Raw genomic sequence first — 16,684 nt, 5'->3', positions numbered from 1 at the left:
TTCAGCCGGCGTCCGGATTGTCGGCGTCGCCCAAATAGCCTTCCGCGACGGCGTGCTCGATGCTGTCGCTCAGTTTCGGGCACGACCGCGTGCGTGCGGTATCGCCACCGGAGTTACGCACCTCCGTGAAGTGCGCGCAGCGCTGCCAGGCTTCGGTGTCCCACTGCACGGCCGTGTGGCCCGGGCCCAGCCTTCGCACGGTGACCGTGACGTGGCAGAACCGGCAGTCCACCGGGAGCAGCCCCGAGCTGAGGTAGCGCTCGCGGTCGGCGCGGCTGGCCTCGGCGACGGCGGCGGCGCGTTGCGGGTCGTTGGCGAAATCCCCTGATTTCGACGCTAAACCAGAACGAGCTCCGCCGGTGCGTTCGGTGCTGGGCGGCCGTTCGTCGTGGTCGTGCTGGTCGCCGTGCAGCAACAACATCGACCGAGCGAGCCGATCGACGTCAGGAACCGGATCGTCGGGCATGTCCGTCAGTGTTGCTCCGCGGGAACGTCTTCGGCCTCTTTGACCTTGAGGTTCTCTTCGACTTCGGAGTTCCAGTACTCGTTGGCGCGGGTGGTGTCGACTTCGATCTCGAAGCGTTCCACCATTTCCGGCTGGATGTCGGCGACGTCGACATAGAACTGCTGATACCAGCGGCGCAGCTGGTAGACGGCGCCGTCCTCCTCGACCAGCAGCGGGTTGTCGATGCGGGTCTTGTGCTTCCAGATTTCGACGTCCTGCAGGAAGCCCTTGCTGACGCCTTCGGTGAAGACTCGCGACAGCTTCTCGGTCATCGCTTCGTCCATGCCCTTGGGCTTTTCGACGATGACGCCCCACTGCAGCACGAACGAGTTCTGGGTCACCGGGTAGTGGCAGTTGATCAGGATCGACTCGGCTTTATAACCGCCGTAGCTGTTGTGCAGCCAGTTGATCATGAACGACGGCCCGAAATAGGACGCCTCCGAATCAAGGTGCGCCTCGCCGTACGATGTGCCCAGGTCGTTGACGTCCGGCCGGCCCACATTGTGCAGGTACTGCGAGGCGATGTGACCTTCGAAGACGTTCTTGAAGTACGTCGGCAAACCGAAATGGATGTAGAAGAAGTGCGCCATGTCGGTGACGTTGTCGATGATGTCGCGGCAGTTCGATCCCTCGATGAGGATCCGGTTCCACCGCCATTCGGTCCACTCGTCGCTGGCCGCTTCCGGGATGTCGGGAATCCGCACCGCGGGGTCCGGCGGGTTCTGCTCGTGGTCGTGCCAGACGAACAGCAGTCCGCCGCGCACATCGGTCGTCCACGAGCGGGTGCGCGCCGTCTTGGGCGTGCGCTTGGCGTACGGCACCAGCTTGCAGCGCCCATCACCACCCCAGCGCCAGTCGTGGAACGGGCAGGCCACCTCGTCGCCCTTGATCGTGCCCTCCGACAGGTCGCCACCCATGTGCCGGCAGTAGCCGTCCAGCACCTTCAGGTCCCCATTTGAGTCGGCGAAAACCACCAGCTTGGTACCGAACGCCTCGACGGAGTGCGGCTTGCCGTCCTGGAAGTCTTTTGCGACGCCCAGGCAGTGCCAGCCCCGGGCATACCTCGTCGGCAACGCGCCGGGATCGATTTCCCGGATGCCGACCGCTTTGGTGTCGGTACTCACCAGTCACCTCCAACTCACGACCCCTCTAACTAGAACACGTTACAGTTTTGCGGCGGGGGCGCGCAACGACGGCGAGTCTGGCTGGGCTTTCCCGCGGCGTATGCGCACTCGGGGTATATCTAGACGATGCCGCTGTTTGCTTTCGAAGGGCGCGCGCCGCGGGTCGATCCCACCGCGTTCGTGGCCCCGACCGCCACCCTGATCGGCGACGTCGTCGTCGAGGCCGGTGCCTCGGTGTGGTTCAACACCGTGCTGCGTGGCGATTACGGGCCCATCGTGGTGCGGGAGGGCGCGAACGTGCAGGACGGGTCCGTGCTGCACGCGCCGCCGGGCATCCCGGTCGACATCGGCCCCGGCGCCACGGTGGCGCACCTGTGCTGCATCCACGGGGTGCACGTCGGGTCCGAGGCCCTGATCGCCAACCATGCCACCGTCCTCGACGGCGCGGTCGTCGGCGCGCGGAGCCTGATCGCGGCCCACTCGCTGGTGACGGCCGGCACTCAGATCCCGGCCGGCATGCTGGCGGTCGGCGCGCCGGCACAGATCAAGGGCCCGGTCGCCGGAACAGGCGCGGAGATGTGGGTCAAGGTGAATCCCCAGGCCTACCGCGAACTGGCGCAGCGGCACCTGGCCGGACTCGAGCTGCTCTAGACCTTCCGGACCGACGCGGCGGCGCGGTCCATCTCCCAGTACGCGCGCAGGGCGGTCATCTTGCCCTCGTCGTTGGCCTTGTACGTGAACACGCCTTCCGCGGTCACCTGGTAGTCACCGTGGGTGATGAGGATATGCCCGACGTTGGCTTCCTCGTTGCCGCATTGGTAGGTGTCGCGGAAGACAAACTCGATTTTGGTGGTGGGGGCAATGGCCTTGTCCCAGAAGGCCGAGATCGCGTCGCGGCCACGGCGCCCCTTGCCCTCCGGGTCGAAGGCCGACGGCCCGATCGGATCCTCCACGATGGCGTCATCGGCGAACACCGCCAGCCACGCGTCCTTGTCCCTGGCTATGACCGCCTCGCGCGAGCGTCGACCGGCCTCGTGCGCCGGGTGGTCGCTCACCCGCCGACTTTCTCGGGCGTGGGCTTGGCGGGCTTTTCAGAGCCGACCACCCACATGGAGTAGTACTGCGAGCCGCCACCGTAGGCATGGCCCAAGGCCTTGCGTGCGCCCGGAACCTGGTGATCCCCACCCTTGCCCATCACCTGAATCGCCGCTTCGGCGAAGCGAATCAGCCCGGAGGCGCCGATCGGGTTAGAAGACAGCACACCGCCCGATGGGTTGACCGGTAGCCGCCCGCCGATCGCCGTCTCGCCGGCTTCGGTGAGCTTCCAGCCCTCGCCCTCGGGCGCAAACCCGAGGTTTTCCAACCACATCGGCTCGAACCACGAGAACGGCACGTAGATTTCTGCGGCGTCGATCTCGTCGATCGGGCTGGTGATGCCGGCCGCCTTCCACAACGCGGCGGCCGCGTCACGACCGGCCTGCGGGCTGACCTGATCGCGGCCCGAGAACTGCAGCGGCTCGGTGCGCAGCGCGGTTGCATGGATCCACGCCACCGGTTGTCCTTGCGCCAGACGGTCTTCCGCGGCCTCCTCGTTGCCGATCACGACCGCGGCGGCACCGTCGGAAGACGGGCAGGTCTCGTCGTAGCGGATCGGGTCCCACAACATCGGCGACTCCATCACCTTCTCCAGGGTGATGTCGGGCTGGTGCAGGTGGGCCAGCGGGTTGCGGGCCCCGTTCAGCCGGTCCTTGACCGCGACCATGGCGCCGATGTTGAGCGGGGCACCCGACCGGCGGATGTACGACCGCACGTGCGGGGCGAAATAACCGCCTGCTCCGGCGCCGACCGGCTTGATGAAGGGAATCGGAATGGACAACGCCCACATGGCGTTTGACTCCGACTGCTTTTCCCAGGCCATCGCCAGCACACGTCGGTATTTGCCCGACTGGACGAGGCTGGCGGCCACCACACCGGTGGATCCGCCGACCGAACCCGCGGTGTGCACCCGGATAAGCGGCTTGCCGGTGGCTCCCATGGCGTCTGCCATGAACAGCTCGGGCATCATGACGCCCTCGAAGAAGTCGGGAGCCTTGCCGACGACCACGGCGTCGATGTCGTCGAAGGTGGAGCCGGAGTCGGCGAGCGCGCGGTCGATCGCCTCGCGCACCAGGCCGTTCATCGAGACGTCTTGTCGCTTCGCGACGTACTTCGTCTGCCCGGTACCGAGTACCGCGGCAAGGTTCGGTCCTGCACCGGCCATCAGTTCTTTCCTTCCATGACCGCGACCAGGTTCTGTTGCAACGCGGGCCCACTGGTGGCGTGCGCGAGCACCCGCTTCGCCGATCCGTTCCAGATGTGTTGTGCGGCAAAGCCGATACGCTCGAGGCCGGCGACGAACATGGGGTTCGCGGCGAGCGCGCCGCCGGACGGGTTGACCTTGGTCGGCCCCGGTATCCGGATGGCCTCCTCGATGATGAGGTGCTGATGGGTGAAGGGCGCGCAGATCTCGGCCACGTCGAGGTTGCTGGTCTTGCCCCCCGTGGCCACGTGGGCCGCCGCCTTGGTCGACGGGGATTCGGTGAGGTCGCGCGCGCCCAGGGCGGGGGTTTCGATGCGGTGCTCGATTCCCGTGATCCAGGCGGGGTTTTCGCGCAGCTCACGCGCCCGATCGTCGGCCGCGAGCACGATGGCGGCGGCGCCGTCGGTGATGGGCGCGATGTCGTGGCGCCGCAACGGCTCGGCGAAGAACGGCCGCTCGAGCAGTTCGGCCACGCTGATCGACCCCTCCACTTTGTCGACCCGGCGCGCATTGGCGAAGGAGTCGAACGCGACACGCGCCATTTGCTCTTCGCTCCACTTGCCGTTGTCGAGCCCCATCCGGGCCTGCAGCCCGGCCATCGAGATCGAGTCCGGCCACAGCGGCGCGACGGTGTAGGGGTCGGTCTGCCGCGACAGGATCTGGCGCAGGATTCCGGCCGAGGACTTGCCGAACCCGTACACCAGCGCGGTGTCGACCTCGCCGGTCAGGATCTTGATGTAAGCCTCGTAGAGGGCCCAGGCCGCGTCCATCTCGACGTGTGACTCGTTGATCGGCGGGACGGCGCCGATCGAGTCGATCGCCGAGATGAACGAAAACGCACGTCCGGCAAGGTAATCGGACGAGCCCGAGCACCAGAAGCCGATGTCGGCCTTGGTGATTCCGAGGTCCTCGTAGAGCTGGGCGAAGCATGGCATCAACATCTCGACGCCGTTGGTGGTGCCGTCGGTGCGGCGTACGTGTGGGGCGTGGGCGAAGCCGACAACCGCAACGTTGCGAGCGCTCATTTACAGGTGGGCCCTTTACAGGTGGTGCTTGTAGGTGTCGTAATCGGCGTCGGGTTCCCCTGTCGGCCGGAAGTACTCGATGTTGTCGATGCCAAAGCCCCACTCCTCGCGGGGCTTCCACACCGCTTCCACGCGCATCCCCATCCGCACCTCGTGCGCGTCGACGTCGGCGACCAGATGCAGGAAGGGGATGTCCGCCCCGTCGAGTAGCACATAGGCCGCCACGTAGGGCGGTTTGATGCGCTGTCCCTGGAACGGGATGTTGATGATGGCGAACGTCGTGACCGTGCCCTTGTCCGGCAGTTCGACGAACTCGGTGGTGGGCTGGCCGGTGGCCGGGTCCGCGCCGTGCGGCGGGAAATAGACTTTTCCCTGCGCGCCGGTGCGCGCGCCCAGCAGCTTGCCCTGGGCGATGGCGCGCAGGTACGCACTCTCCTCGTGGGAGGCGGTGTGCTGAATTGTCAGCGAGATCGGCGTGACGATCATCGTGACCGGATCCTGTTCGCCCGCGGGCTGTTCGGACACCGGTTCGGCTTCCTCGCCGAGTGCGAAGTAGGCGATGTCGGTGATGGCGCCCACCGGCTCGTCGGCCCAGTGCACGTGCACCCGGGAGCCGGTCTTGATGGCCTTGGGCTCACCCGCATCCACGGCGTGCATCAGCGGGGTGTCCGCACCGTCGAGCTTGATAAGCGCCCAGGCGAACGGGCGGTCCAGCGGCTGGCCCTCCAGCGGTTCGGGCTGCCACGTCCAGGAAACGACGGTGCCGACGCTGGACACCGGCACCATCTCGCCCAGCGGCTCGTAGGTAACCGGGTCATATTCCGTCGGCGGTACGTGTACCCGGCCATCGGATCCGCGCACCCCGAGGACGTGGCGCTCACGCAGTGCGGTGAAGAACTTGCTTAGCGTGGGGCCGACCGAACGGGTGTAGTCGAAAGACAACGTCAGTGGCGCGGAGAGCGGTGGCTCAGGGTGATCCGTCAAGGTCGGGCTGCTCGAGCTGGCTGTCACGCCATCGAGTAGAACAGGTTCTAAGAACGGTTTCAAATTTTTTGGTTTCGGGACGGCCTCGGAAGGGTTTGGTGACTATGAAGCTGGGGTTGCAGCTCGGGTATTGGGGCGCTCAGCCGCCGGAGAATCACGCGGAGCTCGTCGCCGCTGCCGAGGAAGCCGGATTCGACGCCGTGTTCACCGCCGAGGCGTGGGGGTCCGACGCTTATACGCCGCTGGCCTGGTTGGGATCGTCGACGCACCGGCTGCGGCTCGGCACCTCGGTGATCCAGCTGTCGGCGCGCACCCCGACGGCGACCGCGATGGCCGCACTGACGCTCGACCACCTGTCCGGGGGCCGGCACATCCTGGGGCTCGGCGTCTCCGGCCCGCAGGTGGTCGAGGGCTGGTACGGCAGGCCGTTCCCCAAGCCGCTGGCCCGCACCCGCGAGTACATCGACATCATGCGGCAGGTGTGGGCGCGGGAGAAGCCGGTGACCAGCGACGGCCCGCACTATCCGCTGCCGTTGGCGGGGGAGGGGACGACCGGCCTGGGCAAGGCGCTCAAGCCCATCACCCACCCGTTGCGTCCCGACATTCCGATCATGCTGGGGGCCGAGGGGCCGAAGAACGTGGCGCTGGCCGCCGAGATCTGCGACGGCTGGCTGCCGATCTTCTACACGCCGCGGATGGCGGATACCTACAACGAATGGCTCGACGAGGGGTTCGCGCGGCCCGGGGCGCGGCGCAGCCGCGAGGACTTCGAGATCTGCGCGACCGCCAACATCGTCATCACCGATGACCGCGCGGCGGCCTTCGCGGCGATGAAGCCCTACCTGGCCCTCTACATGGGCGGCATGGGCGCCGAGGACACCAACTTCCACGCCGACGTGTACCGCCGGATGGGCTACGCCGAGGTGGTCGACGAGGTGACCAAGCTCTTCCGCAGCAATCAGAAGGACAGGGCCGCGACGATCATCCCGGACGAGGTCGTCGACGACGCCGCGATCGTCGGCGATATCAACTACGTCCGTGAGCAGGTCAAGGTCTGGGAGGCCGCCGGCGTCACCATGATGGTGGTGAACGGGCGCAACGAGGCGCAGATCAGGGAGCTCGCCACGCTGATCTGACCCGCTCCCGAAGAAGCTTGCCCAACGAATAGAACACGTTCTAGATTGGCCCGATGACAGCCTCGCAGCACACCATCGCGGGCACCGTACTCACCATGCCGGTGCGGATTCGCAAGGCGACTCAGCATATGGCGATGTTCTCCGTCGACGCCGACGCCGCGCAGCGATTGATCGACTACAGCGGCCTGCAGGTCTGCCGCTACCTTCCCGGCCGCGCGATCGTGGTGCTGATGTTGATGCAGTACATCGACGGCGACCTGGGCCAGTATCACGAGTTCGGCACCAGCGTGATGGTCAACCCACCCGGATCGAACGCGAGCGGGCCGCGTGCCATGCAGTCGGCCGGCGCCTTCATCCACCACCTCCCCGTCGACCAGGCGTTCACCCTGGAGGCGGGAACCAAGATCTGGGGATACCCGAAGGTGATGGGTGACTTCACCGTTTGGGAAGGCCGCCGGTTCGGTTTCGACCTCAGCATCGACGGCCAGCCGGTGATCGGCATGGACTTCCGTCCCGGCCTGCCGATTCGGCTGATGCCGCGGCAGCAGGCGCAGCGCAGCTACTCGCACCGCGACGGGACTACCCGGGAAACCGCTTTCGAGCACACCCTCGACGGCGTGCGGACCAGGCTTGGCGGTGCGCGTGTCCGGCTGGGCGACCACCCCTACGCCAAAGAGCTTGCGTCGCTTGGCCTTCCGAAGCGTGCGCTGTTGTCCAGTTCGGCCGACCAGGTACAGATGACATTCGGTGATGCCCAGGAGATCTCATGACCACTAGCGAGTTGAAGACCAAACCCGACGTCGACCTCACCGACGGGACTTTCTACGCCGGTGACTCTCGGCCCGTCTACAAGTGGATGCGCGAGAACGAGCCAGTCTTTCGGGACCGCAACGGATTAGCCGCCGCCTCGACGTATCAGGCCGTGATCGAGGCCGAGCGCAACCCGGAGTTGTTCTCGAACGCCGGCGGCATCCGCCCCGACCAACCCGGGGTCGAGATGATGATCGAGATGGACGATCCGCAACATCTGTTGCGCCGCAAGCTCGTCAACTCCGGGTTCACCCGCAAACGCGTGAAAGACCTGGAATCCAAGATCGTTTCGTTGTGTGACACGCTGATCGACGCGGTGTGCGAGCGCGGCGAGTGTGACTTCGTCTGGGACCTGGCCGCGCCCCTGCCGATGGCGGTCATCGGCGACATGCTGGGCGTGCGTCCCGAGGAACGCACGATGTTCCTCAAGTGGTCCGACGACCTGGTCGGCGCGTTGAGCAGCACGGCCGCCGAAGCGGACGTCCAGGTCACCATGGACGCCTTCGCGGCCTACAGCCAGTACATGATGGGGATGATCGAGACCCGCAAGAAGGAGCCGACCGACGACCTGGTCAGTGTGCTCGTGCACGCGGAAGTCGAGGGCTCGCGCCTCGAGGACCACCAAATCGTCACCGAGGTCCTGCTGCTGTTGATCGGGGGCGACGAGACCACGCGCCACACGCTCTCCGGCGGGACGAGGCAGCTGCTGTTGCATCCCGATCAGCACCGCCGCCTGGCGGCCGATTTGAGCTTGCTGCCCAACGCGATCGAAGAGATGCTCCGCTGGACCGCGCCCGTTAAGAACATGGCGCGCACGATCACCGCCGACACCGAATTCCACGGCACCCAGCTGCGCCAGGGCGAGAAGATGATTCTGCTGTTCGAGTCGGCGAACTTCGACGAGAAGGTCTTCGACGACCCGGAGACCTTCAACATGGAGCGCTACCCGAACAATCACCTCGCCTTCGGCTTCGGCACGCATTTTTGTCTCGGCAACCAGCTCGCGCGGCTGGAGCTGTCAATCATGCAGACCCGGCTGCTGCAACGGCTGCCGGACATGCGGCTGGCCTCGGACGCCGACCTGCCCTTGCGGCCGGCGAACTTCGTGTCGGGCCTGGAGAAAATGCCGGTGGCGTTCACGCCGAGCGCGCCGCTCGGCTGAGCGGCCTCCCGCTGTCCCTCGCGGCGTTGCGCCGAGCGTGATCTGAGGGCGAGAAAACCGGCCGAAACCAGCCATGCGTTCACGTTCGGCGGGTCCAAGCGGCGGCCACGCGTCCGAGGATGCCACCCCGCGTGTCGTCGGCCGTGACCCGGATGGCCACCCATCCGAGGTCGGCCAGCGCTTCGTAGCGGGCGATATCCCGGTTGAACTGCCTGCGATCGGTGCGATGGTGGTCGCCTTCGTATTCGACGGCCAGTTTGCCGTCCTCCCAACCCATGTCGAGGACCGCGACGAGCTCGCCGTATTCGCCGTAGACCGGAATCTGGGTACGCGGCCGCGGATAGCCGGCCTCGATGAGCAGCAGCCGCAGCCACGTCTCACGCGGCGATTCCGCGCCCGCGTCGACGAGTGCCAGCGCGCGCCGCGCCCGCCGGATGTTGCGATGACCTTTGTAGCGTTCGGCGAGTCGTTGGGCCTGCTCGACATTCAGCCTGGTTGCCCGGGCCAGCGCGTCGATGGCTGCGACCGCCCTTCCGGTCGGATTCCGGCAGGCAAGATCGAAAGCGGTGCGTGCCGAGGTGGTTGCCGGTATTCCGCCGATCAACTGGATCTCGTCAGGGGAGACGCTCTCCGACCAGGTGCGGATGCCCGGCGGTGGACGACGGTGTTCGTACACCAACTGAGCCGGGCCGCGGTGGTCGACCCACTTGGCGTCGTGCAATGCCGCAGCGGACTGTCCCGCGACCACGCCGCGCCGCCGTGACCACAACCATGCGGCGTGGGCGCACGTGACGGCGGTGAGATCCGTGTCGCGTCGGACGTAGACGTCCGGATGCAGCGCGACGAATCGGCTGCGCAACCGGTATCGCGTCAGTGCGCCCGATTTCAGCGCCTCGCTGCCGATGAATGGTTCGCGCATGCCGGCAGTGTGGCGCGGGGGACTGACATGCGCCGAACGTGACGTCAGGGCGAAAAATCGGCCGAAAAGTGACCCTCAGTTCACGCTCGGCGCAGAGAAGAGGGCTACTTGTTCTGGAAGTTGGGCTTGCGCTTTTCGGCGAATGCCCGGGGGCCTTCCTTCGCGTCGTCGGACAGGAACACCTTGATGCCGATCTGGGTGTCGATCTTGAAGGCCTCGTTCTCGTGCATGCCCTCGGTCTCGCGGATCGCCCGCAGGATCGCCTGCACGGCGAGGGGTCCGTTGTTCTCGATGATCTCGGCGATCTCGAGCGCCTTGGTCAGCGCCTGCCCGTCCGGCACCACATGCCCGATCAGGCCCATCTCCTTGGCCTCGGCGGCGGTGATGTGCCGGCCGGTCAGCAGCAGGTCGCACGCGACCGTGTAGGGGATCTGCCGCACCAGCCGCACGGCCGACCCGCCCATCGGGTACAGGCTCCACTTGGCCTCCGAAATGCCGAACTTGGCGCTCTCGCCCGCGATGCGGATGTCGGTGCCCTGCAGGATCTCGGTGCCGCCCGCGATCGCGGGCCCCTCGACGGCCGCGATGAGGGGTTTCGTCAGTCTGCGGCCCTTGAGCAGAGCGTCGATTCGCGACGGGTCGTAGCTGCCGTCCTTGAACGACTCACCCGGCGGCTTCTTGGTTGCCGCCTTGAGGTCCATCCCGGCACAAAAGTAGCCACCGGCCCCGGTCAGGATGCAGCAGCGGATGTCCGGATCGTTGTCGACGCGGTCCCAGGCCTGCACCATGATTTCCATCATTTCGGTGCTCAGGGCGTTGCGGGCGTGCGGCCGGTTCAACGTGACGATGAGGGTGTGACCCCGCTGTTCGACCAGCGCGTCAGGTCCGGACTGCTCGTTTGCTGGGGCCTCACCATTTTGCAAAGCCACGGCTACCGCCTTTCCGTCGACGAGGGGCATGAGCTTGTCAAGAAATGTAACACGTTCTAATTTGGTGGCCGTGGCCCTGAATATTGCCGATCTCGCAGAGCACGCCATCGACGCTGTGCCGGACCGTGTCGCCCTGATCTGCGGCGACGAGAAGCTGACCTACGCCCAATTAGAGGAGAAGGCCAACCGCCTGGCCCACTACCTGATCGATCAAGGGGTGAAAAAGGACGACAAGGTCGGGCTGTACTGCCGGAACCGCATCGAGATCGTCATCGCGATGCTTGGGATCGTGAAGGCGGGCGCCATCCTGGTGAACGTCAACTACCGCTACGTCGAGGGCGAGCTTCGCTACCTGTTCGACAATTCCGACATGGTCGCCCTGGTCCACGAGCGCCAGTACTCCGACCGGGTGGCCAACGTGCTTCCCGACACCCCCAACGTCAAGACGATCCTGGTGATCGAGGACGGCAGCGACAAGGACTTCCAGCGCTACGGCGGCGTCGAGTTCTACTCGGCGATCGCCCAGGGTTCGCCCGAACGCGACTTCGGCGAGCGCAGCGCCGACGACATCTACCTGCTGTATACGGGTGGCACCACGGGCTTTCCCAAGGGCGTGATGTGGCGCCACGAGGACATCTACCGGGTGCTCTTCGGTGGAACCGACTTCGCGACAGGCCAATTCGTTGAGGACGAGCACGACCTGGCCAAGGCCGCCGCCGCCAATCCCCCGATGGTGCGCTACCCGATTCCGCCGATGATCCACGGCGCCACCCAGTCGGCCACCTGGATGTCGATCTTCTCGGGCCAAACCACCGTGCTCGCACCGGAATTCAATGCCGAAGAGGTGTGGCGCACGATTCACGAGCACAAGGTGAACCTGCTGTTCTTCACCGGCGACGCGATGGCGCGCCCGCTGCTGGACGCGCTCGACACCGATCACGACTACGACCTCTCGTCGCTGTTCCTGCTCGCCAGCACCGCGGCGCTGTTCTCGCCGAGCATCAAGGAAAGGCTGCTCGAGCTGCTGCCCAACCGGGTCATCACCGACTCGATCGGCTCCTCGGAGACCGGATTCGGCGGCACCAGCATCGTCGCGAAGGACGCGCCGCACGCCGGCGGCCCGCGCGTGACGATCGACCACCGCACTGTCGTCCTGGACGAGGAAGGCAACGAGGTCAAGCCTGGCTCCGGTGTGCGCGGCTTCATCGCCAAGAAGGGCAACATCCCGGTCGGGTACTACAAGGACGAGAAGAAGACCGCCGAAACGTTCAAGACCATCAACGGGGTGCGCTACGCGATCCCGGGGGACTGGGCGCTCGTCGAGGAGGACGGCACCGTGACGATGCTGGGCCGCGGCTCGGTGTCGATCAACAGCGGCGGCGAGAAGATCTACCCCGAAGAGGTCGAGGCGGCGCTCAAGGGGCACCCCGACGTGTTCGACGCGCTGGTGGTCGGCGTTCCCGATCCCCGCTACGGCCAACACGTGGCCGCCGTCGTCCAGCCGCGCCCGGGTACGCGGCCGACGCTGGCCGAGCTGGACCGCTTCGTGCGCTCCGAGATCGCCGGATACAAAGTGCCCCGCAGCCTTTGGCTGGTCGACGAGGTGAAGCGGTCACCGGCCGGCAAGCCCGACTACCGCTGGGCCAAGGAGCAGACGGAGGCGCGTCCGGCCGACGACGTGCACGCCGCCCACGCGACCGCTTGAGTGACTTCGTCAAGCAACACCCGGGCGCTCCCAGCGGCTACTTCGCGTGGGAGGCCGCCGGGTTGCGGTGGCTGGCCGGCGTCGACGGGGGCGTGCCCTGCGCACACGTTGTCTCCGTCGACGCGACGAGCCTGACCCTGCGGCGGCTTGACTCGGCGACCCCGACGCCCGAGGCGGCGCTCGCGTTCGGCGGCCGGCTCGCGGTGACGCACGACGCCGGTGCCCCCGCCTTCGGCGCCGGGCCCGACGGGTGGGACGGACCCGGGTTCTTCGGGCCGCTGTCCCAGCCGCTGCCGATGTCGTTGCGGCGGCACCGCCGCTGGGGCGACTTCTACGCCGAGGAGCGGCTGATCCCAATGGCCGAGCTGGCCGCGGCGCGGCTCGACGCCTCCACCCGCGGCGCGATCGATTCCGTCGTAGCTCGTTGCCGCTCGGGCGATTTCGACGACGACGACCGGCCCGCGCGGTTGCACGGCGATCTGTGGGGCGGCAACGTGATGTGGACGCCCGACGGGGTGGTGCTGATCGACCCCGCCGCGCACGCCGGTCACCGCGAGAGCGACCTGGCGATGCTCGCGCTGTTCGGCTGCCCGCACTACGAGGCGGTCCTGGAGGGCTACCAGCGCGTGCGGCCGCTGCGCGCCGGCTGGCGCAACCGCATCGGGCTGCACCAGCTCTTCCCCCTGCTGGCGCACGTCGTGCTGTTCGGCGGCGGGCACGCCCAGCGGACGCATGCCTGCGCCCGCGCCGCGCTGGCCCTCTGACACCGCGTCTACTCTTGATCGCGATGACGGTCGATGTGTGGATGCAGCACCCGACTGCGCGGTTCCTGCGCAGCGACATGCTGGCATCGCTGCGGCGCTGGATTGGTGACTCCATACCGGACGCGGGCGTCCCGATCGAGGCGAGCATCGCGGCCATGGACGCGGCCGACGTCGGCTTCGGCCTGCTCAGCGCGTGGCGCGGCCCCAACGGCCAGGACCTGATCTCCAACGACGAGGTCGCGGAGTGGATCCGCCTGCATCCGAAGCGATTTGGCGGGCTGGCCACCGTCGACCTCGATCGCCCGATGGAAGCTGTCCGTGAACTGCGGCGCCGCGTTCGAGAGGGATTTCTGGGCCTGCGGGTCGTGCCGTGGCTGTGGAACGCGCCGCCCACCGACCGCCGCTACTATCCGCTGTTCGCCGAATGCGTGGAGCTTGGGGTGCCGTTCTGCACCCAGGTGGGCCATACCGGTCCGCTGCGGCCATCGGAAACCGGCCGCCCCATCCCCTACATCGATGAGGTGGCCCTCGACTTTCCCGAGCTGGTGATCGTGTGTGGCCACGTCGGGTATCCGTGGACCGAGGAGATGGTTGCGGTCGCCCGCAAGCATCCGAACGTCTACATCGACACGTCGGCCTACACGATCAAGCGACTTCCGGACGAGCTCGTCCGGTTCATGAAAACCGGTACCGGACAACGCAAGGTCTTGTTCGGCAGCAACTATCCGATGATGACCCACGCGCACGCGTTGGCAGGATTACCGGACCTGGGCCTGGCCGACGAAGCCCGCCGGGACTTCCTGCAGGGCAACGCCGAGCGCGTTTTCAAACTGGAGGCAATCAGGTGAACGGTGCCCAAGCCCTGATCAACACCCTGGTCGACGGCGGCGTCGACGTGTGCTTCGCCAACCCGGGCACCTCGGAGATGCACTTCGTGGCCGCGCTCGACACCGTCCCGCGCATGCGCGGCGTGCTGGCGCTGTTCGAGGGTGTCGCGACCGGCGCGGCCGACGGCTACGCTCGCATCGCGGGCCGGCCGGCTGCGGTGCTGCTGCACCTGGGGCCCGGCCTGGGCAACGGCCTGGCGAACCTGCACAACGCCCGGCGCGCTCAGGTGCCGATGGTGGTGATCGTCGGCGACCACGCCACGTATCACAAAAAGTTCGACGCCCCACTGGAATCCGACATCGACGCGCTCGCCGGCACGGTCTCGGGGTGGGTGCGTCGCACCGAACACACCGCGGAGGTCGCGTCCGACGCCGCCGAGGCCATCGCAGCCAGTCGCGCGGGTTCGCAGATCGCGACGCTGATCCTGCCCGCCGACGCGTCCTGGTCCGACGGGGCGCAAGCCGCCGGCACCGTGCCCGCGGAACCCGCGGGGGCCGAGCCGCGGTTGGCGTTCGAGGTGATCGAGGTGCTGCGGTCCGGCGAACCCACGGTGCTCATGATCGGCGGTGACGCCACTCGCGGTCCGGGGCTTGCCGCCGCCGGTCGGATCGCTCAGGCGACGGGGGCCCGGGTACTTTGCGAGACGTTCCCGACTCGGCTGGAGCGGGGCGCGGGCGTCCCCGCCATCGAGCGGCTGGCCTATTTCGCCGAGGCCGCCACCGCCCAATTGGACGGCGCCAAGCATCTGGTTCTGGCCGGCGCCAAGTCGCCGGTGTCGTTCTTCGCCTACCCGAACATGCCCAGCGACCTCGTCCCGGCCGGCTGCGAGGTGCATCTGCTCGCCGGGCACAGCGGCGCCGCCGAGGCGCTCGCCGCGGTGGCCGACGAGTTGGCCCCCGGAACCGTTGCCCCCGTGGCGGCCGCGGCGCGGCCGCAGCTGCCGGCGGGCGCCCTGACATCGGCATCAGCGGCCGACGTGATCGGCGCGCTGCTGCCCGAACGGGCGATCGTCGTCGACGAGTCGAACACATCGGGGGTGCTGCTCGCCCAGGCCACCGCCGGGGCGCCGGCCCATGACTGGCTGACGCTGACCGGCGGGGCGATCGGGTACGGCATCCCGGCCGCCGTCGGCGCCGCCGTGGCCGCCCCCGATCGCCCGGTGCTCTGCCTGGAATCGGACGGGTCCGCGATGTACACGATTTCGGGTTTGTGGACCCAGGCGCGGGAGAACCTGAACGTGACCACCGTGATCTACGACAACAGCGCCTACGACATCCTGCGGATCGAGTTGGCGCGGGTGGGCGCCGGATCTGCTCCCGGGCCCAGGGCGCTGGACCTGCTCGACTTATCGCGCCCCGCAATGGATTTCGTCAAGATGAGCGAGGGGATGGGAGTGCCGGCCCGTCGCGTCACCACCGCGGAGGAACTCGCCGACGCGCTGCGTCACGCCCTGAGCGAACCCGGGCCGCACCTGATCGACGCCGTGGTGCCGTCAATAGCGGGCTAACCCGGGAAGCCGGCTGAGGACCCACTCGGACATGGCGTTGAGGACCTCGACGCCCGTCTCAAAGACCCCGTCGTGAACCTTGGCCGCCAGCGCCACGCCCCACTGACCCGATGGCGTGGGCACGATGCCGAACTGCCGCACCAAATAGTCGCCGTGCATGCCGGGCCCCCAACCGCCCTTGGCCGCAAGCCCTTTGGCGGCCAACCCCCAGCGATGGCCGCTGGTGAGGCGCTGCATCAGCTCGATGACGTCGGCCGAATCGGGGATTGAAGGCAGCTCGGCCGCGAACCGGGCCTGCCGCTGCAGGGTCCACTGCGTCTGGCCGAACGCCGTATACCCACGCCGAAGCCGACGCGATTCGACCACGGTGGCGGTGTCGCCGCCCTCGGCGATCACCCTCTGCACCCGCCGCGCCGCTTCCTTCGGATCGCCCAAGCGAGACCACAATTGCTCCGACGCGTGATTGTCCGACTCCGTGATGGCCAGGACGGCCAGGTCCTTTGCGTGCAGCCAGTCGCAGCGCAGCGCCGCGATCGCCAACGGCACCTTGATCGTCGACCATGCGACGCCGGACCACCACCGACCCAACGAGTAGGTGCGATCCGGCCGGGCGATCGCAATGCCGACGTCCGCCGGTACCGCGGCGGACAGCTGCTCAAAGCTCGCTTCGAGCGCGGTCTCCAGAGGCCGGGAAGTCATGCGCTGATCGGACCAACCATCGCGTCTCCTTCGACGACATATCTGTGCAGTGTCGCATTATCGTCGACCGTCTTAATGCCCACGCGACAACGGTGACGGCGCGCTAACCCGGCGGCGGCGGGGGTGCCTCCTCCTGCGGGGGAGGCTGCCACGGATCCCGTTCGGGGTCTGCGGTGCAAACACCAGCGGCGGCGCTCGGGCTGGGGGCCGGTTTCGCCGTGGCGGATC

General features: G+C 67.3%; 17 protein-coding genes. 8 read left to right on the top strand and 9 right to left on the bottom strand.

The genetic code is table 11. The features are described 5' to 3' along the window. Nucleotide 1 precedes the first annotated feature (1 nt). Together A5678_RS15080 and A5678_RS15075 are read right to left on the bottom strand one after the other, a co-directional pair. Nucleotides 2–466, bottom strand: a complete 465-nt coding sequence (locus A5678_RS15080; RefSeq protein ID WP_068043679.1) for a hypothetical protein — start codon at nt 464–466, stop codon at nt 2–4. A 5-nt stretch (nt 467–471) separates the two neighbouring features. Further along, a complete protein-coding gene (locus tag A5678_RS15075; RefSeq protein ID WP_068043677.1) occupies nt 472–1,629 on the bottom strand; it encodes a Rieske 2Fe-2S domain-containing protein in 1,158 nt (385 codons plus the stop codon). Between the two features lie 126 nt (nt 1,630–1,755). Between A5678_RS15075 and A5678_RS15070 the strand changes: the two genes are divergently transcribed. After that, entirely contained in the window at nt 1,756–2,280 is a 525-nt protein-coding gene (locus A5678_RS15070; protein ID WP_068043675.1) for a gamma carbonic anhydrase family protein, read from the top strand. On the opposite strand, the gene A5678_RS15065 is transcribed toward A5678_RS15070, so the two are convergent. From A5678_RS15065 to A5678_RS15050, 4 genes are read right to left on the bottom strand one after another with little or no spacing between them, the layout of a single operon-like run. Next, nucleotides 2,277–2,684: a nuclear transport factor 2 family protein gene (locus A5678_RS15065; protein WP_068043673.1), complete on the bottom strand. Its 408-nt coding sequence runs from the start codon at nt 2,682–2,684 to the stop codon at nt 2,277–2,279. The genes A5678_RS15070 and A5678_RS15065 overlap by 4 nt on opposite strands. Further along, nucleotides 2,681–3,889, bottom strand: coding sequence for a thiolase domain-containing protein (locus tag A5678_RS15060; protein WP_068043671.1), 1,209 nt, complete (start codon nt 3,887–3,889; stop codon nt 2,681–2,683). The genes A5678_RS15065 and A5678_RS15060 overlap by 4 nt, the downstream gene beginning before the upstream one ends. Next, the gene (locus A5678_RS15055) at nt 3,889–4,953 is read right to left on the bottom strand and encodes a thiolase domain-containing protein (RefSeq protein WP_068043668.1); all 1,065 of its coding nucleotides are present in this window, start codon (nt 4,951–4,953) and stop codon (nt 3,889–3,891) included. Before A5678_RS15055 ends, A5678_RS15060 begins: the two co-directional genes overlap by 1 nt. Before the next feature lie 15 nt (nt 4,954–4,968). Further along, nucleotides 4,969–5,964 (bottom strand): Zn-ribbon domain-containing OB-fold protein, encoded by a 996-nt coding sequence (locus A5678_RS15050; RefSeq protein WP_068043666.1) that lies wholly within the window; start codon nt 5,962–5,964, stop codon nt 4,969–4,971. Between the two features lie 77 nt (nt 5,965–6,041). Between A5678_RS15050 and A5678_RS15045 the strand changes: the two genes are divergently transcribed. From A5678_RS15045 to A5678_RS15035, 3 genes are read left to right on the top strand one after another with little or no spacing between them, the layout of a single operon-like run. Beyond that, nucleotides 6,042–7,073, top strand: coding sequence for an LLM class F420-dependent oxidoreductase (locus tag A5678_RS15045; RefSeq protein ID WP_068043665.1), 1,032 nt, complete (start codon nt 6,042–6,044; stop codon nt 7,071–7,073). 53 nt (nt 7,074–7,126) lie between these two features. After that, nucleotides 7,127–7,843 (top strand): acetoacetate decarboxylase family protein, encoded by a 717-nt coding sequence (locus A5678_RS15040; RefSeq protein WP_068043663.1) that lies wholly within the window; start codon nt 7,127–7,129, stop codon nt 7,841–7,843. Nucleotides 7,844–7,854: 11 nt separating this feature from the next. Next, a complete protein-coding gene (locus A5678_RS15035; RefSeq protein ID WP_197502151.1) occupies nt 7,855–9,045 on the top strand; it encodes a cytochrome P450 in 1,191 nt (396 codons plus the stop codon). Between the two features lie 79 nt (nt 9,046–9,124). Here A5678_RS15035 and A5678_RS15030 read toward each other — a convergent pair whose 3' ends face one another. Continuing rightward, nucleotides 9,125–9,964 carry a hypothetical protein gene (locus A5678_RS15030; RefSeq protein WP_068043660.1) on the bottom strand — a complete coding sequence of 280 codons (840 nt, stop codon included), beginning with the start codon at nt 9,962–9,964 and terminating at the stop codon, nt 9,125–9,127. Between the two features lie 104 nt (nt 9,965–10,068). Next, nucleotides 10,069–10,923 (bottom strand): crotonase/enoyl-CoA hydratase family protein, encoded by an 855-nt coding sequence (locus A5678_RS15025; RefSeq protein WP_068043658.1) that lies wholly within the window; start codon nt 10,921–10,923, stop codon nt 10,069–10,071. A 34-nt stretch (nt 10,924–10,957) separates the two neighbouring features. Here A5678_RS15025 and A5678_RS15020 point away from each other — a divergent pair, with 34 nt between their 5' ends. The 4 genes from A5678_RS15020 to A5678_RS15005 are packed head-to-tail and all read left to right on the top strand — an operon-like array spanning nt 10,958 to nt 15,757. Continuing rightward, entirely contained in the window at nt 10,958–12,598 is a 1,641-nt protein-coding gene (locus A5678_RS15020; protein ID WP_068043656.1) for an acyl-CoA synthetase, read from the top strand. Further along, complete coding sequence (locus A5678_RS15015; protein ID WP_068043655.1) at nt 12,595–13,362, top strand: fructosamine kinase family protein; 768 nt, start codon at nt 12,595–12,597, stop codon at nt 13,360–13,362. Before A5678_RS15020 ends, A5678_RS15015 begins: the two co-directional genes overlap by 4 nt. 23 nt (nt 13,363–13,385) lie before the next feature. Further along, nucleotides 13,386–14,210 carry an amidohydrolase family protein gene (locus A5678_RS15010; RefSeq protein ID WP_068043653.1) on the top strand — a complete coding sequence of 275 codons (825 nt, stop codon included), beginning with the start codon at nt 13,386–13,388 and terminating at the stop codon, nt 14,208–14,210. Then, entirely contained in the window at nt 14,207–15,757 is a 1,551-nt protein-coding gene (locus A5678_RS15005) for an acetolactate synthase large subunit (RefSeq protein WP_068043651.1), read from the top strand. Before A5678_RS15010 ends, A5678_RS15005 begins: the two co-directional genes overlap by 4 nt. On the opposite strand, the gene A5678_RS15000 is transcribed toward A5678_RS15005, so the two are convergent. Next, complete coding sequence (locus tag A5678_RS15000; protein ID WP_068043649.1) at nt 15,743–16,456, bottom strand: serine hydrolase; 714 nt, start codon at nt 16,454–16,456, stop codon at nt 15,743–15,745. The genes A5678_RS15005 and A5678_RS15000 overlap by 15 nt on opposite strands. Nucleotides 16,457–16,684 lie beyond the last annotated feature (228 nt).

Origin of the sequence: Mycobacterium sp. E2733 (assembly GCF_001667585.1) — a bacterium.
In the GTDB taxonomy this organism is placed as follows: domain Bacteria; phylum Actinomycetota; class Actinomycetes; order Mycobacteriales; family Mycobacteriaceae; genus Mycobacterium.
This window is presented reverse-complemented; position numbering and strand designations above follow the sequence as displayed.